Raw genomic sequence first — 19,705 nt, forward strand, 5'->3', positions numbered from 1 at the left:
CGGGACCGGACCGGCAGACGACGTGGGATGACGTCTGGACTCGCCCCGCGCCTCCCGGTCGATGCATGCTGGGACGCATGGCTGACGACGAACAGGACCCGGTCGGCACGCTCCGCGGGGTCCGCACGAGCATCAAGTGGACGCGCTACGCGCCCGACGTGCTGCCCCTGTTCGTCGCCGAGATGGACCACGACGTCGCTCCGGCGATCCGGCAGGCGCTGGTCGAGCGGGTGCAGCAGTCCGACCTCGGGTACCTCGACGGCCCCGGGCCGCTCGCACCGGCGTTCGCGCAGTTCGCGCGCGACCGGTGGGGCTGGGCCGTCGACCCGGCGCGGGTGCACCTCGCGACCGACGTCAGCGTGGGGATCGTCGAGTCGCTGCGGCTCGCGCTGCCGGACGGCGGACGCGTCGCGATCACCCCGCCGGTGTACCCGCCGTTCTTCGAGCTCGTGGAGGAGGCGCGATGTCAGGTAGAGGAGGTCCCGCTCGCCGAGCAGTGGGGCGTCTACCGGCTCGACCTCGACGGGCTCGAGCGCGCCTTCGCCGGCGGCGTGCGCGTCTTCCTGCTCTGCAACCCGCACAACCCGATGGGGCTCGTGCACGACCGGGCCGACCTGCTCGCGCTCGCCGGACTCGCCGCCCGGTACGACGTGCTCGTCATCAGCGACGAGATCCACGCGCCGCTCACGCACCCCGGCGTCCGCTTCACCCCGTTCGCGATGGTCGCCGAGGCCGCCGGTGCCCGCAGCGTCTGCGTGACGAGTGCGAGCAAGGGGTGGAACCTCGCGGGGGTGAAGTGCTCGGTGATCGTGGCGGGGGACGACCGGACCGAGGCGCTCCTCGACACCCTGTGGGAGGAAGTGGCCTGCCGGACGAGCATCCTCGGGCTGCACGCGAACCTCGCGGCGTTCACGCTCGCCACGGACTGGCTCGACGACGTCGTCGCCCGGATCGTCGCGAACGAGCGGTTGCTCGGCTCGTTGCTCGCCGAGCACCTGCCGGGTGTCGTCTACACGCGGCCGCGAGCCGGCTACCTGGCGTGGCTCGACTTCCGGGGGATCGGCCTGGGGGACGACCCGGCGGTGCCGCTGCGCGAGCACGCCTACGTCGCGCTCAACTCCGGGCTGGGGTTCGGCGCGCAGGGCCGTGGCTTCGCGCGGCTCAACCTGGCGTGCTCGCCGGAGACCCTGCGCGAGGCGGTGCACCGCATCGCGGCGGCCTACCCGTCGAGTGCGCAGGAGGGGTTGGTCTGGCACGTCGCGTGAGCGGCGGGTGACGGGCTGTCGGCCTGGAGACGCGCGGCCGGCCGCGTGCTGCGAAGCTCGCGCTCAGCGACCCGTCTCGGCCCCGCGGACACGAGGAGCGTCGGTCAGCCCGAGTCTCGCACCAGCGAGCGCACGAGCTGGTCGCGGCGCCGGCGTCAGTCGGACGGGACGTCGACGTACTGGTTGCGGCCGACGACGCGGATGCGCAGGTCGTCGTCCCGGTCCATCGCGAGGAACTCCCGTGCGACCGGGCCGACCGACGACCACCGCAGCACCTCGGTGATGGGGGTCCCCTCGATGAACACCTGCCAGACGCCGCGCTCACGGACGGCCTGCACCTCGTACCTCGCCATGCCGCGAGCGTACCGGGCTGCGGTCACACCAGGTGCTTCTCGTACCACCGCATCGTCGGCACCGTTCCGTCCGGCTTCGCCCAGTCCGCGGGGGAGCGGTGGGTCAGCCGCCACCCACGCCGCTCGTAGAGCCGCCACGCGCCGGGGGTCTCCTCGGTCACGTCGAGCCGGAGGGAGGGCGCACCTCCGACGGCGTCAGCGCTCGCTCCGGCAGCGGCTGCAGCGGCTGCGGCGGCCGATTCAGCGGTCGCGAGCAGCGCGTCGGCGATCCCGCGCCCGCGGTGGTCCGGGTGGACGACGAGCCGGGTGACGAGCGGTGGCGCGACGGCGTCGGGGGCGGCGAGCCCGACGTGCCCGACGACGCCGGCATCGGACGACCACGCCGTCCAGGCGCCCAGGTGTCCGGGCGGTGTGAGCCACGATGCGGGATCGCCCGGCCAGTGTGCCGGGTAGCCGTCCTGGTCGTGCGTGCGCCGCAGCACCTCGGCCAGCTGCTGCAGATCGTCGTCGCTGCGCGGGCGGATGTGCACGAGCGCGACGCTACCGCCTCGTGGTCACACCAGGTCGAGCACCATGTGGACGTCGGCGCGGACGTACGGGCTCGGCGCGACCTCGTCGTGCTCCAGGTGGCGGAAGCCGAACGCCTCGTACAGGTGCACCGCGCTCGCCAGGGCGCTGTTGCTCTCGAGTGCGACCCGCTGCGCGCCGAGGGCCCGGGCGCGGTCGAGTGCGGCGGCGATGAGCTTCCGGCCGGTGCCGTGCCCCTGGTGCGCCGGCGAGACCGCCATCTTGACGAGCTCGAACACGCGCTCGCCGACCGGCATGATCCCGATGCAGCCGATGACCTCGTCGTCGAGCCGCGCGACGAACACCGCGCCGCCGGGTTCGACGATCCGGCCGGTCGGGTCGCCGAGGATCGCGCGGTCCTCGTCCTCGAGCGTGAAGTACCGCTCGATCCACGCCTCGTTGAGGGTGCGGAAGGCGGCGGCGTCGGCGGCGGTGGCGAGTTCGGCGATCGTGAGTGTCGGGGTCGTCTCGGGCATGGACCCATCTTCGAACGGGGATCCGATCGCGTCCAATACTCGTTCGTGCGGATCGATAAGCTGCGTGCATGGATGTCGACCTCCGGCAGCTGCGGGCGTTCCTCGCCGTCGCCGACGAGTTGCACTTCGGGCGGGCCGCCGAGCGACTGCGCATCGCCCAGCCCGCGCTCTCGCAGCAGATCCGACGGACCGAGCGGGACCTCGGCGTGGACCTGTTCGTCCGGACCTCGCGGAGCGTCGCCCTGACCGCGGCCGGTCGGGTGCTGCAGGGGCGGGCCCGGTCGCTGCTCGACCAGGCAGCGCGTGACCTGGACGAGGTCGTGCGGGTCGGACGCGGTGAGGCGGGGCGACTCGACGTCGGGTTCGTCGTCTCGGCGCTGCCCCTCGGTCCGATCGAGCGCGTCCAGGCCTTCCGGCAGCGGTACCCGCTCGTCCGCGTCGAGTTGACGGAGGGCTACTCGTCGTCGCTCCTCGCCCGCATCGCCCGGGGCGAGCTCGACCTGGCGGCCCTGCGCGATCCCGACCCGGACCCCGCCGTGCGCTTCCTGCCGTTTCGGAGGGAGCGGTTCGTCGCGGCGGTCCCGCGCGGGCACCGGCTCGCGGAGCGGACGTCGATCCGCGGCACCGAACTGGTCGACGACCCGTTCGTGTTCTTCCCGGCGGTCGCCGGTGCGGTCGCGACCGAACGCAACCTCGCTCCCGTGGTCGTCGACGGCCGTCGGCCCGAGATCGTGCAGGAGGCCACGACGTGGGCCACCGTGCTGCACCTGGTCGGAGCGGGGCTCGGCGTCACGGTCGCCCCGGAGAGCGCGACCCTCGCGGCGCCCGACACGGTGGTGCTGCTGCCCCTGCAGGACGACCCCGCCCGCAGTGAGCTCGTGTGGGCGGTCCGGGCCGACGACGACCGCGAGATACTCCGGAACTTCATCGCCGCCACCGAGCCCTGAGCCCCGCGCCCGCACCGCCGCGGATCGAACCAGGGATCCGACATCGAACCAGGGCGCGCGGTCGGTTCGATGTCGGATCCGTGGTTCGACACCGGGCTCCGCAGCAGCGCCGCTCAGTCCAGGGGCAGCACCGGGGCCCGCTGGTCGCCGAGCTCGTCCTCGTGCCACGGCCGGGCTCCGCGCAGGGTCAGCCCGAGCTGCACGAGCACGAACGCCACGTGCGGCTCGACATCCGGGTCCCACACGCCCTCGACCCCGAGGCCGAATGCCCCGACCTCGTCGTCGGCCTCGTCCCGGATGCTGAGCCGCCACCGGCCGTCGCCCGACTCCTCGACGACGGCCCAACGAGCGGTGTCGAAGCGGCTCACGCGGTCTTCGAGACGTCCTCGGTGAAGTTCCGCACGCGCTGCAGCAGCGCCTCGCCGCGCATGGCGATCGTCGCCGGCGGGTTGAGGTGCGGCGGCGCGGTGCGGATGAGCATCGAGCAGCCGAGGTCCTCGCAGATGTACGAGCCGATGGTGTTGCCGTTGCGACCGGACTCACCGGCGCGCGCGGCCGAGAACAACCGGACCTGCGTCGCCGGCTGCGGCGAGTGGCAGAACGAGCACATCGCGGCGATGCCCGGGCGCAGGGACCCACCGGCGGAGCGGACGACGATGCCCACCGGGCGGTCGTCGATCCACGAAACGATGTAGCCGCGGCGGGCGGCCTGGGGGTCGCGCCAGCCCAGGAACTCGCGTTCGTCCCACAGCATCTCGTGCAACCCCGGGATCGGGAGCTGCTCGAGCTCGTCCGGGGTGGCGTTCACGAACGACGAACGGATGTCTGCTTCGGTCAGTGGCTTCACGGTGCCCGCAAGCCTATGCCTCGCCGCCGACAGACGCGTCCGGTGGGTTCAGCCCAGCCGGGAGGCACGCACCGCCCCGAGCGCGCTCGTCCCGTCCGCCACGAGCACCGCCCGCCGCAGGGCGTCGCGTCCCACGCGTCGGGCCGCCGCGTCGTCGGCCGCGAACTCGACGAGCACGCGCGTCGACCGCGCCATGGCGCGCGCGCCCGGCACCCACGGGACCGCACGCTCGATCGACTCGGCGACCGCGACGGCCACCGCGTGGCGCTGGGTCAGGTGGGCGCGCTCGTGGGCGACCACGGCCTCCAGTTCGTCGGTCCGCAGCAGGTCCGCCAGCCCGGTGCTGACGAGCACCCCGCCGGACCGCCCGGGGACCGCGCAGGCGAGCGCGTGGTCCGCCTCGACCAGGGCGACGGTCGTGCCGTCGATCTGCCGGTGTGGTGCCGTACCGGAGCGCATCGCCTCGCGCACGGCCTCGTGCTCGGGGCCGGGACGGACCCGCACGGCGACCACGAAGGCGAGCACGGCGAGCAGCGCGACGCCGATGTCGAAGCCGTGCCTCGGGGACTCGCCGAGTCCGAACGGGTCCGTGAGGGGCCGGTCCGCGACGACCACCAGGGTGGTGCCGACGACGAAGCCGACCACGCCGAGCAGGACCGCGACGGACCAGGACACGAGCGCGGTGCGCGGGTGGTCGATCGTCCACGCGGACCGGGTCAGGACGCGCGGGGCGACCACCACGACGACGAGGGCGAGTGCGATGAGGACGACTCCGGCGACGACCACGCAGCGGCCTCTCTCAGGACTGGGCTCGGGCGTCGAGGGCGCGGCGCAGGACGTCGAGGTCGTCGGACGCGAGCGAGCCGGTGAACTGCAGCAGGGCGGCCTCGCGGTCCGACGCGGCGGCGAGCGCGCTCGACATCAGCGACGCGGTCTGCTGCTCGCGGCTGTGCACGGCGCGGAAGGTCAGCGGGGCGTCGTCGTGCTCCTGCCGTTCGACCTGGCCCTTGCGGCCGAGCCGGTCGAGCACGGTCAGCACCGTCGTCAGCGCAGGACGGGGTTCGGGGAAGGCGTCCAGCACCTGGCGGGCCGTGCACCCGTCCACGATCCCGCGGTCGGCCGCGGCGCGCAGGGTCTCGAGGACCGCCTGCTCGAGCTGCCCACGGGGGCGCGATCGCTGTCCTGCCATCCCCGCATTCTACGAGACGTCGAAGACGGTGCCGCGACACATGCCCGAAACGCGGGGTCGGTATGCTCGGGCCTGCACAACTCAACACCGGCCGCACACCCGCCGCGGGAGAGCCGAGCGCACGCGCACGGCACCGAAGGAGCAACCTCCCCGTCAATCTCTCAGGTCCCACACCGCAGCGGACAGGCCACTCTGAAAAGCAGACACGCGTCCCCGCCGGGCCCGCGCGGTGTCTCGCCCACGGTGAAAGCCGCCGGACCTCACGGGCCGCGGTGAAACTCTCAGGCCCATGACAGAGGGGGAGTTCCCACCCGACGACGGCCGTCGGGTCCTGCCGATGCCAGGAGAACTCCGTCATGCGTTCCTCCCCACTCGAACCCGCGCACGAGGCTGCGGGCGCCACCTTCACCGACTTCGCCGGGTACCGGATGCCCGTGCGGTACTCGTCCGACCTCGCCGAGCACCACGCCGTGCGCCAGGCCGCCGGCGTGTTCGACCTGTCGCACATGGCCGAGGTCGGGGTCGTCGGCCCGGGTGCGGTGCCGTTCCTCGACCACGCGCTCGCCGGGTCGTTCGGCGCGATGCCGGTCGGCCGTGCCAAGTACTCGCTGCTCCTCGCCGAGGACGGTGGGATCCTCGACGACCTCGTCGTGTACCGCACCGGCGAGGACGTCTTCCTGGTCGTGGCGAACGCCGCCAACCGGTCCGTCGCGGTGTCGGCGCTGCAGGACCGCAGCGCCGGGTACGACGTCGAGGTGACCGACGACTCGGACACGACGGCACTCGTGGCGATCCAGGGTCCGGCCGCGGCGGGCACGCTCGACGCCCTGGTCGTGGCCGACCGCCTGCAGCCGGAGACGCCGCTCGACGAGCTCCGCTACTACCGCGTCCTGCACGCGCTGTTCGACGGCGCCGAGGTCCTGGTCGCCCGCACCGGGTACACCGGCGAGGACGGCTTCGAGATCTACAGCGGCACCGAGGTCGCGTCGTCGATCTGGGACGCCCTGCTCGAGACCGGTGCCGACCGCGGTGTCGTCCCCGCCGGGCTCGCTGCGCGGGACACCCTGCGCCTCGAGGCCGGCATGCCGCTCTACGGGCACGAGCTCTCCACCGACGTCCGTCCCGCCCAGGCCGGGCTCGGTCGGGTCGTCGCGACCTCGGGCTCGTTCGTCGGGGACGCCGGTGTGCAGCCGGCCCCCGACGCCCGCGTGCTCGTCGGACTCGTCACCGAGGGTCGTCGTGCCCCGCGTGCCGGCTACGACGTCGTGCTCGACGGCGCCGTCGTGGGCACCGTGACGTCCGGTGCGCTGTCGCCGACGCTCGGCCACCCGGTGGCGATGGCGTTCGTCGACCCGTCGGCGCTCGCCGCGGCGACCGACGGGGGCCAGGTCCTCCACATCGACGTCCGCGGCACCGCCGTCCCCAGCACCGTCACCCCGTTCCCCTTCTACCGCCGCACTCCGAGAGGCTGATCCCGTGACCGACCAGACCGCACTGCAGTACACCGCCGACCACGAGTGGATCCTCGTCGAGGGCGACACCGTGACCGTCGGCATCACCGACCACGCCGCCGAGCAGCTCGGGGACGTCGTCTACGTCGAGCTGCCCGCCGTCGGCACCACCACGACCGCCGGCGAGCAGATGGGCGAGATCGAGTCGACCAAGAGCGTCGGCGAGCTCTTCGCCCCGATCGAGGGCGAGGTCGTCGCGATCAACGACGCCGTGGTCGATGCACCCGACACCGTGAACCAGGACCCGTTCGGCGCCGGCTGGCTCGTGAAGCTCAAGGTCGACGGCACCTCGTTCCCCGAGGACCTGATGGACCACGACACCTACCGGGCGTCCCTCGCATGAGCGTCGCGCAGCAGAACCTCCAGACGTCCTTCGCCGACCGGCACATCGGCACGACGAGCGCCGACCAGCAGGTCATGCTCGACGCCGTCGGCCAGCCGTCCCTCGACGCGCTCGTCCGCGCGGCGATCCCGGAGTCGATCCACGCCGCTCCGGTCACCGACTCGGTGATCCCGGCGGCGGTCGGGGAGACCGAGGCCCTCGCCGAGCTCCGCGCGAAGGCCGGGCGGAACACCGTCCGCCGCGCCATGATCGGCCTGGGCTACCACGGCACGCACACACCCGCGGTGATCCAGCGGAACGTGCTCGAGAACCCGAGCTGGTACACGGCGTACACCCCCTACCAGCCGGAGATCTCGCAGGGTCGACTCGAGGCGCTCATCAACTTCCAGACGATGGTGTCCGACCTGACCGGCATGGCCACCGCGGGCGCATCGATGCTCGACGAGGGTACGGCCGTGGTCGAGGGCATGCTCCTCGCCCGTCGTGCGTCGAAGGTCAAGGGCGACGCGTTCCTCGTGGACGCCGACCTGCTGCCGCAGACCCGGGCGCTCCTCGACCACCGCGCCGACGCCGTGGGCATCACGCTGCGGGAGTTCGACGCGGTCGACGGGCCGAGCGACGCCGACCTCGACGGCGCCTTCGGCGTGATCCTGCAGTACCCCGGTGCCTCCGGACGCGTGGTCGACCCGTCCGCGACGATCGAGCGCGTGCACGCCGGCGGCGGCATCGCCGTGGTCGCTGCCGACCTGCTCGCGATGACGCTGCTGGCGAGCCCGGGCGACCTCGGCGCCGACGTCGCCGTGGGCACGAGCCAGCGCTTCGGCGTCCCGCTCGGCTTCGGCGGTCCGCACGCCGGGTACCTCGCGGTCCGCGCCGGCCTCGAGCGCCAGCTGCCGGGCCGGTTGGTCGGTGTTTCGTTCGACGCCGACGGACAGATGGCCTACCGCCTGAGCCTGCAGACCCGCGAACAGCACATCCGTCGTGAGAAGGCGACGAGCAACATCTGCACCGCGCAGGTCCTGCTCGCCGTGATGGCGTCGATGTACGCCGTCTACCACGGCCCCGAGGGACTGCGCTTCATCGCTGACCGGGTGGGCCGGACGACCTCGGCGCTCGCCGACATCGCCCGCGCGGCGGGGCTCGAGGTGGTGCACGAGCACTGGTTCGACACGCTCACGCTCCGGGCTCCCGGCCGTGCGGCGGAGATCGTCGACGCGGCGCGCGACGCAGACCGCCTGCTCCACCTGGTCGACGCCGACACCCTGCAGCTGTCGGTGGACGAGACGACCACGCCGGAGGACGTGACGGCGCTCGCCGGCGTGTTCGGGGCTGTGGACGTGACCGTCCCGGCGACCGAGGGCGCCGTGCGCGACGCGGCCACGGGCCTCCCGTCCGACCTGCTGCGCAGCAGCGAGTACCTGTCGCACCCCGTGTTCAGCGCGCACCGCAGCGAGACCCGCATGATGCGGTACCTCAAGCACCTGGCGGACAAGGACTACGCGCTCGACCGCGGCATGATCCCGCTCGGCAGCTGCACGATGAAGCTCAACGCGGCGACCGAGATGGCGGCGGTGACCTGGCCGGAGTTCGCGAACGTGCACCCGTTCGCCCCGCGCGAGGACGTCGAGGGGTACCTCGACATGATCGGCGACCTCGAGTCGTGGCTGGCCGAGGTCACCGGGTACGACACGGTGTCGCTGCAGCCGAACGCCGGCAGCCAGGGTGAGCTCGCGGGGCTCCTCGCGATCCGTGGCTACCACCGGTCCCGCGGTGACGTCGACCGCACGGTGTGCCTCATCCCGTCGAGCGCGCACGGCACGAACGCCGCGTCGGCCGTGCTCGCGGGCATGAAGGTCGTCGTCGTGGCCTGCGACGAGGACGGCAACGTCGACCTCGCCGACCTCCGCGCGAAGACGGCCCAGCACGCGGACACCCTCGCCGCGCTGATGATCACGTACCCGTCGACCCACGGCGTCTACGAGCACGACGTCCGCGACGTCTGCGAAGCGGTGCACGAGGCCGGCGGCCAGGTGTACGTCGACGGCGCGAACCTCAACGCGCTGCTCGGGCACGCCCGCTTCGGCGACTTCGGCGGCGACGTCTCGCACCTCAACCTGCACAAGACCTTCTGCATCCCGCACGGCGGTGGTGGCCCCGGCGTCGGGCCGGTCGCGGCGAAGGCGCACCTCGCGCCCTTCCTGCCCGCGCACCCGATGGCGCAGCAGGCGGACCGGCGGCCCGGGTCGTCGGCGGTCGCATCGGACGACGCCGACGGTCGGCTCGCCCACGCGGGCGGCCCGGTCAGCGCAGCGCCGTACGGCAGCCCGAGCATCCTGCCGATCACGTGGACCTACGTGCGGATGATGGGGCTCGAGGGGCTGACCCGTGCGACCGAGGCGGCCGTGCTCGGGGCGAACTACGTCGCTGCACGGCTCCGCGAGGCGTTCCCGGTCCTCTACACCGGGGAGTCCGGCCTGGTCGCCCACGAGTGCATCCTCGACCTCCGGCCCCTGCGCGAGTCCTCCGGCATCACCGTGGACGACGTCGCGAAGCGCCTGGTCGACTACGGCTTCCACGCGCCGACCATGTCGTTCCCGGTCGCAGGCACACTGATGGTCGAACCGACCGAGAGCGAGGACCTCGCCGAGCTCGACCGGTTCGTCGACGCCATGCTCGCCATCCGGGCCGAGGCCGCGGCCGTCGAGCGGGGGGAGTGGCCGGCGGACGACAACCCGCTCGTGCACGCCCCGCACACGGCTGCCTCCGTGATCTCCGGCGAGTGGGAGCACGCCTACACGCGTGAGCAGGCCGTCTACCCCGTGCCCGGCATCAGCACCCGGAAGTACTGGCCGCCGGTGCGCCGCATCGACCAGGCGTACGGCGACCGCAACCTGGTCTGCGCGTGCCCGCCGATCGAGGCGTTCGCCTGATCCGACTCGCCGTTCGTGTCACACGGCGGCGATGCGAGCGCTGAGCGCGTAGCGTGTGCCCTGTCCGGAGCCCCGGGCAGGGCACACGTGCGTGCACGGGGTCCCGACCCGTGACGAGCAGCGGGACACGGGAGCGCTCCACGTCCCCGCGAGTGCTGCTCGACTAGCCCATCGGTGTGCGCTCGTGCAACAACTTCGTTGCAGAAGCAACAAACCCGCTCCGGCCCGATCGTAGCGCCCGAATCTTGCATCCTCCCGCAACGATCCTGCAACTTGGTTTCCGGTTTGTAACCGATGGCCGCAGGGTTTGGTGGGCGGTCGGAGCACTGCCTACAGTGCAAGGACAAACACGCCCGGCAGCACCTCTGTGCCTGGCGTGTCCCATGCACCAGGAGGAACCTTGATCAAGAAGCGCGCTGGGCTCTCTGCCCTCGCCGTGCTCGGGGCCACAGCAATCGCCCTGACCGGCTGCTCCAGCAACGGAAGCGGCAACGGCGGTGACTCGGGCTCGACGAACGCGTCCGGGATCGTCACCACGAACGGCTCCGAGCCCCAGAACCCGCTCATCCCCTCGAACTCCACCGAGACCGGTGGCGGCAAGATCATCACGTCGATCTTCGAGGGTCTCGTCTCGTACGACGCCGACGGCAAGCCGGTCGACGAGGTCGCGAAGAGCATCGACACCGATGACTCCAAGACCTACGACATCAAGCTCAACACCGGCTACACCTTCACCAACGGCGAGAAGGTCACGGCCGAGTCGTTCACCAAGGCGTGGAACTGGGCCGCCCAGAAGTCGAACGCGCAGGGCGCGAGCTACTTCTTCGAGAACATCGAGGGCTACAACGCCGACGCGGACTCGGAGCTCACCGGCCTCAAGGTCGTCAGCGACGACGAGTTCACCGTGACGCTGAAGTCGGCGCAGTCGGACTTCCCGCTGTCGCTCGGCTACTCGGCCTTCATGCCGCTCCCCTCGGAGTTCTACAAGGACACCAAGGCCTTCGGTGAGAACCCGATCGGCAACGGCCCGTACAAGCTCGACGGCAAGGGTGCGTGGACGCACAACCAGTCGATCAAGCTCGTCACCAACGAGGACTACGCCGGCAAGCGCAAGCCGAAGAACGGTGGTCTGACGATCACGTTCTACACCTCGCAGGACACCGCCTACGCGGACGTGCAGGGCGGCAACCTCGACGTGCTCGACGCGATCCCGGACAGCGCCTTCCAGACCTACAAGTCGGACTTCCCGGACTCGAACGTCAACCAGCCGGCTGCGATCTTCCAGGCGTTCTACATGCCGTACTACCTGCAGCACTGGAGCGGCGAGGAGGGCAAGCTCCGTCGCGAGGCCCTGTCGCTGTCGGTGAACCGCAAGCAGATCACCGAGAAGATCTTCGACGGCACCCGCACCCCGGCCAAGGACTTCACCTCCCCGGTGATCTCCGGCTGGAACGACAAGCTCGACGGGTCGGACGTCCTCGACTACAACCCGACCGAGGCCAAGAAGCTCTGGGCGCAGGCCAACGAGATCTCGCCGTACGACGAGACCCTCACCATCCAGTACAACGCCGATGGTGGCCACGAGGCATGGGTGACCGCGGTCACCAACTCGATCTCGAACACGCTCGGGATCAAGGCCGAGGGCAAGGCCGTGCCGACGTTCCAGGAGGCCCTGGACACGCAGACGCAGGACAAGCTCACGGGCGGTAGCCGCACCGGTTGGCAGGCCGACTACCCGTCGCTGTACAACTTCCTCGGCCCGACCATGGGTGAGGGCTCGTCCAGCAACTACGCGCGCTACGACTCGACCGAGTACAACGACCTGCTCGCCAAGGGCCGTTCGGCTGCGACCGTCGAAGAGGGCAACAAGTACTTCGACCAGGCCCAGGAACTCCTGTTCAAGGACCTGCCGGAGATCCCGCTGTGGTACTCCAACGTGACCGGCGTCTGGTCGGCTGACAACGTCAAGAACGTCAAGTTCGGTTGGGACTCCGTTCCGCTGTACTACGACATCGAGGTCACCAAGTAACACCGGTCCCACTGCGGTCCAGTACCGCTGGGACACACCGCGAGCAGGTATCCTGCTCCGCGGCCACCGGACGGGGGTCCGGAGACCACACGGTCTCCGGGCCCCCGTACCTCGGCGGCAACACAACCCCCACCACCGCGGGCGCCGCCGCCCGCACCGGACACCCGTGCCGACCCGCGAGCCGTCCACCCCTCACGACATGAACCAGAACGACACGCGCGCCGCTGCGCAGGACCGAGCGATCTGATGCTCTGGTACCTCGGCAAGCGCCTCCTGCAACTCATCCCCGTCTTCTTCGGGGCCACGTTCCTCATCTACTTCATGGTCTTCTCGCTGCCCGGCGACCCGATCGCCGCGCTGTTCGGCGATCGCCAGCCGTCGCCGCAGGTGATCGAGCAGCTCCGGCAGCAGTACAACCTGGACAAGCCGTTCCTCGTCCAGTACCTGCTCTGGATCGGCGGCGTCTTCAAGGGCGACCTCGGGGTCACCTACTCGGGCCTGCCGGTGTCGCAGCAGCTCGCGTCGGCGTTCCCGATCACCGCGCGCCTCGCGCTCCTCTCGCTGCTCTTCGAGGCCGTCGCCGGCATCGTCGTCGGCGTGATCGCGGGCCTCAAGAAGGGCAAGTGGTTCGACACCACCGCGCTCGTCGTCTCGCTCCTGCTCATCTCGGTGCCGACCTTCGTCGTCGGCTTCCTGCTGCAGTACGTCTTCGGCATCCAGCTCGGGCTGTTCCGCGTCACCGTGTCGGGTCAGGCACCGTGGTCGGAGCTCGTGCTGCCGGCGATCGTGCTCGCGACCGTGTCGTTCGCGTACATCGTCCGTCTGACACGCGCCAGCGTCGCCGAGAACATGAGCGCCGACTTCGTCCGGACCGCCACCGCGAAGGGCCTGCCCCGTCGTCGCGTGGTCGGGGTGCACATCTTCCGCAACTCGCTCATCCCCGTGGTGACCTACCTCGGTGTCGACATCGGCAACCTGATGGTCGGCGCGGTCGTGACCGAGGGCATCTTCAACATCAACGGCGTCGGCGGCACGGTGTTCCGCGCCGTCAAGCTCGGCGAGGGCCCCACGGTCGTCTCGTTCGTCGCCGTGATGGTCATCATCTTCATGCTCGCCAACCTCCTGGTCGACCTGCTCTACGCCGTCCTGGACCCGAGGATCCGCTATGCCAAGTAACGCCGAACCCCGCTCCGCGACGCACTACGTCGCGCCGATCGAGGAGACGCCGCTCCAGGCGGTCGACCAGGTCGACGAGACGGAGAAGACGCGCTCGACCTGGACCGACGCGTGGGACTCCATGCGCGTCCGCCCGACGTTCTGGATCTCGTCGATCCTGATCCTGCTCGTGCTCGTCGTCGCGATCTTCCCCGGCCTGTTCACGCACGTCGACCCGCGCGCGGCGAACCTCGACTTCAGTGACGAGGGCGCCCGTCCGGGCCACCCGCTCGGGTACAACCGCCAGGGCTACGACGTGTACGCCCGTGTCATCTGGGGCGCGCGCAGCTCGGTCATCGTCGGCCTGGTCGCGACGATCCTGGTGTCGCTCGTCGGCATCGTCATCGGTGCCCTCGCCGGCTTCTACGGCGGCTGGCTCGACACGATCGTCTCCCGCATCGGCGACATCTTCTTCTCGATCCCGACCATCCTCGGCGCGATCGTGATCATGTCGGTCATCCCGGCGCGCAACGCGTTCACGGTGGCGCTCGTGCTCGCCGCGTTCGCGTGGCCACAGATCGCCCGCATCATGCGCGGTGCCGTGCTGAGCGCGAAGCAGTCCGACTACGTCACCGCATCGGCGGCACTCGGCGTCAGCCGCTTCACCACGCTCGTCCGCCACGTGATCCCGAACGCGATCGCCCCCGTCATCGTGATCGCCACGGTGTCGCTGGGTTCGTTCATCGTCGCCGAGGCCACCCTGTCGTTCCTCGGCATCGGTCTGCCGCCGTCGGCGCTCAGCTGGGGCCTCGACATCGGCACCGCGCAGACGTCGATCCGCACCAACCCGTCGACGATCTTCTGGCCGTCCGCCGCCCTGTCCATCACCGTGCTCGCGTTCCTGCTCCTCGGCGACGTGGTCCGCGACGCGCTCGACCCGAAGGCGAGGGCCCGTCGATGACCGAGACGCTCACCGATCCCACCACCCGTCGTCCGGCCGGTTCCGGCGCCCCGCTGCTCGAGGTCTCGGGCCTGCAGGTCGGGTTCCGCACCCAGAGCGGCATGGTCCAGGCCGTCCGCGGCGTCGACTTCACCCTCGAGCAGGGCGAGCGCCTGGCGATCGTCGGCGAGTCCGGTTCGGGCAAGTCGACCAGCGCCCAGGCGATCATCAAGCTCCTCGCCGGCACCGGTGAGGTCACCGGCGGGTCGATCAAGTTCAACGGGCGCGAGCTCGTCGGGCTGTCCGACAAGGAGATGGCCGGCATCCGCGGGAAGGAGATCGGCTACGTCCCGCAGGACCCGATGTCGAACCTCAACCCGCTGTGGTCGATCGGCTTCCAGGTGGAAGAGGCGATCAAGGCCAACGGCATGGCGACCGGCAAGCACGCGATCCGCGCCCGCGCGGTCGAGGTGCTGCAGGAGGCCGGCCTCGGCGACGCCGCGACCCGCCTGAAGCAGTTCCCGCACGAGTTCTCCGGCGGCATGCGCCAGCGCGTGCTCATCGGCATCGGCCTGTCGAGCCGCCCGCAGCTGCTCATCGCCGACGAGCCGACCTCGGCCCTCGACGTCACCGTGCAGCGGATCATCCTGGACCACCTCGAGACGCTGACCCGCGACTTCGGCACCTCGGTCCTGTTCATCACGCACGACCTCGGCCTCGCCGCCGAGCGCGCGGAGAAGCTCGTCGTGATGTACAAGGGCCAGGTCGTCGAGTCGGGTCCGTCCAAGGAGATCCTGGCGAACCCGCAGCACCCGTACACGCAGCGCCTCGTCGCCGCGGCGCCCTCGCTCGCGAGCCGTCGCATCCAGTCGAAGGTGCAGCACCAGCGGGTCGACATCGCCGAGGCCGGCAGCGAGGACGACGAGCTGATCGCCCGCGCCCAGGAGCGCGAGCACCGTCCGGCGCAGGACCTCATCGTCGTGAAGAACCTGCAGAAGGTCTACAAGCTCCGCGGCAAGAACCTGCAGTCGCGCGAGCTGAAGGCCGTCGACGACGTGTCGTTCGCGATCCCGAAGGGCACCACCACGGCGCTCGTCGGCGAGTCCGGTTCGGGCAAGTCGACCGTGGCGAAGCTGGTGCTGCAGCTCGAGTCGATCACCGGGGGTTCGGTGACGTTCGACGGCATCGACATCGGCGCGCTCAAGGGCAAGGACCTGTTCGACTTCCGCCGCCGCGTGCAGCCGGTGTTCCAGGACCCGTACGGCTCGCTGGACCCGATGTACAACGTCGGGAACACGATCGCCGAGCCCCTCGCCACGCACAAGGTCGGCGACAAGGCCAGCCGCCGGGCCCGCGTGCTCGAGCTGCTCGACCAGGTCGCGCTGCCGAAGTCGATGGTGAACCGCTACCCGAACGAGCTGTCCGGTGGGCAGCGGCAGCGCATCGCCGTCGCGCGTGCGCTGGCGCTCAAGCCCGAGGTCATCGTGCTCGACGAGGCGGTCTCCGCGCTCGACGTGCTCGTCCAGGGCCAGATCCTCGACCTGCTCACCGAGCTGCAGACCGAGCTGGACCTGACGTACCTCTTCATCACGCACGACCTCGCTGTCGTCCGCCTCGTGGCGGACAACGTGTGCGTCATGCGGAAGGGGCAGATCGTCGAGAAGGCGACGACCGACGAGGTCTTCGCCGACCCGAAGGAGCAGTACACGAAGGACCTGCTCGCCGCGATCCCGGGTGCCGGGTTCGAGTTCGGGCGCTGATCCCGCTGCACCACTCCGAGGCCGGACGTCCCGTCGTCCTCCGCGCAGGTCGCGGAGGGGCGGTGGCGTCCGGCCTCGTCGCCGTCCTGGGACTCTTCCTGCTCGTCGACGCGGCGGCGCGGGGGAGCTGGGACGTGGTCTGGTCGGCGGTCGGTCCGGTCGTCGCGGTCGTGTGGGTGCTCTGGCTGCTCACGGTCCGACCCGTCGTCCGGCTCGACGACGACGCCCTCACGGTCGTGAACCCGTTGCGCACGACCCGCATCCCGTGGGCGGCCGTCGCCGACGTCCGCCTGCGCTGGCAGATCGTCGTGCAGACCGCCGAGGGGAACACCGTCACCTGCCGAGGCGGGCCGTCGATCCGCGGGTCGCGTCCGGGCCGCCGCGGGGAGCTCTCCGTGCCGCACGAGCCCGAGGAGCTGCGGACGATCCGTCGCCGCTGGCACTCGCGTCGTGCGTCGAGCCCCGCCGACATCGCCGTCCGCCGCGAGTGGGACCGCCCGGCAGTGGTCGCCGGAGCAGCGGCCGCGGTCCTGCTGGTCGTCTCCGTGGTCGCGCTCGCGACCTGACCGACGGACGGTTCCGCCGCACGACGGGGCGGACAGGAGGCGCGGCGCGGTCCCGCCACGCGCTTCCGGACCGCACACGCGTGTGTCTGGAGGCTCGGCGTGGTCCCGCCACGCGCCTCCGGACCGAGCACCCATCGGTCGGGAGGCTCGGCGTGGTCCCGCCACGCGCCTCCCGTCCGGGGCGGGGCCGGTCTAGAGCTGTGCCGCCGCCATCGACGCGGCGACGCCGAGCACGATCATCGCCGTGACGGACCAGCCGTGCACACGGTGGGTGATGATTGCCGCTTGGACCGTCGCCGGTGGCGGCCCGTCGTGCACCACGGGCGACGGGACGTGCGCGCGGAGGACGTCCGCGACCTGCCGGACGTCCGCAGCCGTGGTCGCGCCGCCCCCGGCGTGACGGATGCCGAGTGCAGCGGTCGGCCGCGTGGCGAGCCAGGTGCGGCGCACGCCCTCGGTCGTGACGACCTCGATGCCGTACTTCGTCCGGACCTCCTGCACGCGGCGCCAGGGGTAGGTGCTGGTGCGACGGACGTCGATGATCGTGAGAGCCTCGTCGGTCACCTCGAAGCGCGGCCGCCAGAGGATGGCCCAGGCGAGGAACGCGGTGAAGACGCTCGGGACGGGGATCAGCCACGGGTTGCCGCCGGTCAGCAGCGCGAGGGGTACCAGCACGAGCGCGACGGCCCACAGGACGACGGCGAACAGGCGCATCCGGGGCGCGACGACGGTGCTCATCCAGGCCATCGTAGGCGAGCAGGACAGGTCGAGAGCGCCTCCCCGGGGACGCCCGGGAGCGGGTGTGACACACCTGCGCGTACCGCCGGGCGACCCGGTTCCCCGGGGAGGCGGGTCCGTTGCGGACCTCGTCCGTCCATGGTCGGCACACCCCGTTCGGGTGTCAACACCCCGGCCGCGATCTTCAGGAACGAGAGCGCCCCGGCGTGCTCGGACGGGCGCGCGGACACGGGACGGGCCCGGTCGCGTGGTGCGACCGGGCCCGTCCTGGTGTCGTGCTGCTACTTCGTGAACCCGACCTTGGTCCAGTCGTAGGCCATCGCTCCGGAGCGCGCGCCGTAGTTCGCGAGCTTCGGGTTCTGCGCGATGACTCGCGGCGACTGCACGATGGGCAGGGAGTGACCGATGGCCCACACGTCCTTGTCCACCTGGTTCCAGAGCTTGTTCGCCTTCGACGCGTCGGTCTCCGAGATCGCCTGGTTGACCAACTTGTCGATCGCGTCGTCACCGACGCGGCCGTAGTTCTGCCCCGTGTCACCGGTGATGAAGATGCTCGCCCCGCTGGCGTGGTACCCGGTGCCGCCCCAGAGGAAGAGCGTCATGTCGTAGTTCCCCGGGGTGACGTACTGCGGGAAGAAGTCGTCGCTCGACACCGACTTGATGGACAGCTTCACGCCGACGTCCTTGAGCTGCGCCTGCACGACCTCCGCGATCTTCTGCGAGCTCGTCGCGCCGGACGGGATGGTTATCGAGATCGCGAGGGTCTTCCCGTCCTTCTTGCGGTAGGTGCCGTCGGTCTTCCAGCCGTCGTCGTCCAGGATCTTCTTCGCCTTCTCGACGTCGAAGGTGCCGTTCGGGCTCGAGTTGTCCTGGTAGCCGTTGTCGGTCGCCAGGAACACGTGGTTGTTCAGCACGGGCAGCTTGTACGGCAGGGTGCCGCCGATGACGGACGCGAGCGAGTCGCGGTTGATGGCGTGCTGCAGCGCCAGTCGGAGCTGCTTGTCCTTCAAGGTGCCCTGCGACGAGAAGTCGATGTGCGTGTAGGACGCCGACTGGGACGCGTAGATCTTCGTGTCCTTCGCGTCCTTGACCCGGGCGTACCGGTCGGAGGTGCCGGCGGAGACCGAGTCGAGCTCCTTGTTGAGGTAGGCGTCGATGTCGGCGTTGCCGTCGAGGCTCCGGAAGATCACCTGGTCCAGCTTCGGCTTGTCGCCCCACCAGTTCTCGTCCGGCACGAGGGTGACCGTGCCGGCGGTCTCGTCGAGCTTCGAGACCTTGTACGGACCAGCGGACACCGGGACCTTGTCCTTGTAGCCGTTGTTGAAGCCGTCGGGGGTCCCGATGACGCTCGCCGGGTAGAGCGGGCTGAAGAGGGACTTCCAGTCCGAGAACGGCGTGGAGTACTTGACGACCGCCTGCCGTTCGTCGGTGCCCTGGGTCACCGACTCGATGTCCTTCCAGCCGGTGCTGTCACCGATCTGGTAGCTCGTGTCGGTGCCGTTGTTGGCCTTCCAGAGCGCCTCGAAGTCCTTCCAGGTGATCGGCGTGCCGTCGTTCCACACGGCCTTCGGGTTCACGGTGTACGTGATCGTCAGCGGGTCCTCGCTGGTGACCTCGGCCGACTCGAGCGTGTCCTTGTCGAGCTGCGGCTTGCCGTCGGAGTCGATCACGAACGTCTGCGGCATCGTCGCCGCCTCGATGTCCGCGGCGTCCTGCAGGGTGCCGTCGAGCTCGAAGTAGTTCCACTGCGAGATCCACTGCGAGATCGGCAGTCGGAGCGTGCCCCCCTGCTGCAGGTCGGAGACGGGCTTCTCGTTGATCTGGGCAGTGGACGGCAGGGCCTCCTTGCCCGAGTCACCGGAGCCGCCGGACCCGCCGGAGCCACCGCTGGAGCATCCGGTGGCGACGAGGGCGAAGCCGGCGAGTGCCGCCGTCAACGCCAGGGCTTTCCTGTGCTTCATGTTCTTCCTCCCGTGAAGATTGGCAACACCCTACGTCCCCTGGGCGGGGGCAGACGAGGGCTTCTGTTGCAAACGCCAATTCGTTACGTGCGGCGACCGAGCGTGTCATCTCCCGGAAACAAATCGAG

At 70.7% G+C, this 19,705-nt stretch carries 19 protein-coding genes and 1 riboswitch; of the genes, 10 read left to right on the forward strand and 9 right to left on the reverse strand.

The features are described 5' to 3' along the window. Positions 1-77: 77 nt before the first annotated feature. Entirely contained in the window at positions 78-1,265 is a 1,188-nt protein-coding gene (locus C1N91_RS03930; RefSeq protein WP_254678338.1) for a MalY/PatB family protein, read from the forward strand. A gap of 155 nt (positions 1,266-1,420) precedes the next feature. Here the strand turns inward: C1N91_RS03930 and C1N91_RS03935 are convergent, their stop codons facing one another. Genes C1N91_RS03935 through C1N91_RS03945 form a run of 3 tightly spaced genes read right to left on the reverse strand, consistent with a single transcriptional unit; the run spans position 1,421 to position 2,661 of the window. Continuing rightward, positions 1,421-1,618 (reverse strand): hypothetical protein, encoded by a 198-nt coding sequence (locus tag C1N91_RS03935; protein ID WP_137766689.1) that lies wholly within the window; start codon positions 1,616-1,618, stop codon positions 1,421-1,423. Positions 1,619-1,641: 23 nt separating this feature from the next. Then, complete coding sequence (locus tag C1N91_RS03940) at positions 1,642-2,148, reverse strand: GNAT family N-acetyltransferase (protein WP_137766690.1); 507 nt, start codon at positions 2,146-2,148, stop codon at positions 1,642-1,644. A 24-nt stretch (positions 2,149-2,172) separates the two neighbouring features. Then, a complete protein-coding gene (locus C1N91_RS03945) occupies positions 2,173-2,661 on the reverse strand; it encodes a GNAT family N-acetyltransferase (protein WP_137766691.1) in 489 nt (162 codons plus the stop codon). Positions 2,662-2,729: 68 nt separating this feature from the next. On the opposite strand from C1N91_RS03945, the gene C1N91_RS03950 reads away from it, so the two are divergent. Beyond that, positions 2,730-3,608 carry a LysR substrate-binding domain-containing protein gene (locus C1N91_RS03950; protein WP_137766692.1) on the forward strand — a complete coding sequence of 293 codons (879 nt, stop codon included), beginning with the start codon at positions 2,730-2,732 and terminating at the stop codon, positions 3,606-3,608. A gap of 113 nt (positions 3,609-3,721) precedes the next feature. On the opposite strand, the gene C1N91_RS03955 is transcribed toward C1N91_RS03950, so the two are convergent. From C1N91_RS03955 to C1N91_RS03970, 4 genes are read right to left on the reverse strand one after another with little or no spacing between them, the layout of a single operon-like run. After that, positions 3,722-3,976, reverse strand: a complete 255-nt coding sequence (locus C1N91_RS03955; protein WP_137766693.1) for a hypothetical protein — start codon at positions 3,974-3,976, stop codon at positions 3,722-3,724. Then, complete coding sequence (locus C1N91_RS03960; protein ID WP_058728205.1) at positions 3,973-4,455, reverse strand: FBP domain-containing protein; 483 nt, start codon at positions 4,453-4,455, stop codon at positions 3,973-3,975. Before C1N91_RS03960 ends, C1N91_RS03955 begins: the two co-directional genes overlap by 4 nt. 48 nt (positions 4,456-4,503) lie before the next feature. Further along, positions 4,504-5,241: a M56 family metallopeptidase gene (locus tag C1N91_RS03965; protein WP_137766695.1), complete on the reverse strand. Its 738-nt coding sequence runs from the start codon at positions 5,239-5,241 to the stop codon at positions 4,504-4,506. Between the two features lie 13 nt (positions 5,242-5,254). Beyond that, a complete protein-coding gene (locus C1N91_RS03970) occupies positions 5,255-5,644 on the reverse strand; it encodes a BlaI/MecI/CopY family transcriptional regulator (protein ID WP_137766696.1) in 390 nt (129 codons plus the stop codon). A gap of 95 nt (positions 5,645-5,739) precedes the next feature. Continuing rightward, a riboswitch (glycine riboswitch) is annotated at positions 5,740-5,830 on the forward strand. 170 nt (positions 5,831-6,000) lie between these two features. Here C1N91_RS03970 and gcvT point away from each other — a divergent pair. From gcvT to C1N91_RS04010, 8 genes are all read left to right on the forward strand, one after another. After that, entirely contained in the window at positions 6,001-7,116 is a 1,116-nt protein-coding gene (gene gcvT / locus C1N91_RS03975; protein WP_137766697.1) for a glycine cleavage system aminomethyltransferase GcvT, read from the forward strand. 4 nt (positions 7,117-7,120) lie between these two features. Continuing rightward, positions 7,121-7,498 carry a glycine cleavage system protein GcvH gene (gcvH, locus tag C1N91_RS03980; RefSeq protein WP_137766698.1) on the forward strand — a complete coding sequence of 126 codons (378 nt, stop codon included), beginning with the start codon at positions 7,121-7,123 and terminating at the stop codon, positions 7,496-7,498. After that, positions 7,495-10,428 (forward strand): aminomethyl-transferring glycine dehydrogenase, encoded by a 2,934-nt coding sequence (gene gcvP, locus C1N91_RS03985; protein ID WP_137766699.1) that lies wholly within the window; start codon positions 7,495-7,497, stop codon positions 10,426-10,428. The genes gcvH and gcvP overlap by 4 nt, the downstream gene beginning before the upstream one ends. A 400-nt stretch (positions 10,429-10,828) precedes the next feature. Further along, positions 10,829-12,457 carry a peptide ABC transporter substrate-binding protein gene (locus C1N91_RS03990; RefSeq protein WP_137766700.1) on the forward strand — a complete coding sequence of 543 codons (1,629 nt, stop codon included), beginning with the start codon at positions 10,829-10,831 and terminating at the stop codon, positions 12,455-12,457. Positions 12,458-12,703: 246 nt separating this feature from the next. Then, entirely contained in the window at positions 12,704-13,633 is a 930-nt protein-coding gene (locus C1N91_RS03995) for an ABC transporter permease (protein WP_137766701.1), read from the forward strand. Continuing rightward, on the forward strand, positions 13,623-14,573 hold the full coding sequence (locus C1N91_RS04000) for an ABC transporter permease (protein ID WP_058749296.1): 951 nt from the start codon (positions 13,623-13,625) through the stop codon (positions 14,571-14,573). Before C1N91_RS03995 ends, C1N91_RS04000 begins: the two co-directional genes overlap by 11 nt. Continuing rightward, complete coding sequence (locus tag C1N91_RS04005) at positions 14,570-16,312, forward strand: dipeptide ABC transporter ATP-binding protein (RefSeq protein WP_137766702.1); 1,743 nt, start codon at positions 14,570-14,572, stop codon at positions 16,310-16,312. Before C1N91_RS04000 ends, C1N91_RS04005 begins: the two co-directional genes overlap by 4 nt. 62 nt (positions 16,313-16,374) lie before the next feature. Further along, complete coding sequence (locus tag C1N91_RS04010; protein ID WP_137766703.1) at positions 16,375-16,878, forward strand: PH domain-containing protein; 504 nt, start codon at positions 16,375-16,377, stop codon at positions 16,876-16,878. 192 nt (positions 16,879-17,070) lie between these two features. Here C1N91_RS04010 and C1N91_RS04015 read toward each other — a convergent pair whose 3' ends face one another. Both C1N91_RS04015 and C1N91_RS04020 read right to left on the reverse strand, forming a co-directional pair. Next, on the reverse strand, positions 17,071-17,616 hold the full coding sequence (locus tag C1N91_RS04015; protein ID WP_137766704.1) for a PH domain-containing protein: 546 nt from the start codon (positions 17,614-17,616) through the stop codon (positions 17,071-17,073). 281 nt (positions 17,617-17,897) lie between these two features. Next, positions 17,898-19,577: an ABC transporter family substrate-binding protein gene (locus C1N91_RS04020; protein WP_137766705.1), complete on the reverse strand. Its 1,680-nt coding sequence runs from the start codon at positions 19,575-19,577 to the stop codon at positions 17,898-17,900. Positions 19,578-19,705: the final 128 nt, after the last annotated feature.

It is taken from the genome of Curtobacterium sp. SGAir0471 (assembly GCF_005490985.1).
Classification (GTDB): Bacteria; Actinomycetota; Actinomycetes; order Actinomycetales; family Microbacteriaceae; genus Curtobacterium.

Coding starts and splice junctions, on each gene's coding strand:
- C1N91_RS04020 (WP_137766705.1), bottom strand. CDS start 19,577: ATGAAGCACAGGAAAGCCCTGGCGTTGACGGCGGCACTCGCCGGCTTC.
- C1N91_RS04000 (WP_058749296.1), top strand. CDS start 13,623: ATGCCAAGTAACGCCGAACCCCGCTCCGCGACGCACTACGTCGCGCCG.
- C1N91_RS03970 (WP_137766696.1), bottom strand. CDS start 5,644: ATGGCAGGACAGCGATCGCGCCCCCGTGGGCAGCTCGAGCAGGCGGTC.
- C1N91_RS04005 (WP_137766702.1), top strand. CDS start 14,570: ATGACCGAGACGCTCACCGATCCCACCACCCGTCGTCCGGCCGGTTCC.
- gcvT (WP_137766697.1), top strand. CDS start 6,001: ATGCGTTCCTCCCCACTCGAACCCGCGCACGAGGCTGCGGGCGCCACC.
- C1N91_RS03995 (WP_137766701.1), top strand. CDS start 12,704: ATGCTCTGGTACCTCGGCAAGCGCCTCCTGCAACTCATCCCCGTCTTC.
- C1N91_RS03950 (WP_137766692.1), top strand. CDS start 2,730: ATGGATGTCGACCTCCGGCAGCTGCGGGCGTTCCTCGCCGTCGCCGAC.
- C1N91_RS03935 (WP_137766689.1), bottom strand. CDS start 1,618: ATGGCGAGGTACGAGGTGCAGGCCGTCCGTGAGCGCGGCGTCTGGCAG.
- C1N91_RS03945 (WP_137766691.1), bottom strand. CDS start 2,661: ATGCCCGAGACGACCCCGACACTCACGATCGCCGAACTCGCCACCGCC.
- C1N91_RS03930 (WP_254678338.1), top strand. CDS start 78: ATGGCTGACGACGAACAGGACCCGGTCGGCACGCTCCGCGGGGTCCGC.
- C1N91_RS04015 (WP_137766704.1), bottom strand. CDS start 17,616: ATGAGCACCGTCGTCGCGCCCCGGATGCGCCTGTTCGCCGTCGTCCTG.
- gcvP (WP_137766699.1), top strand. CDS start 7,495: ATGAGCGTCGCGCAGCAGAACCTCCAGACGTCCTTCGCCGACCGGCAC.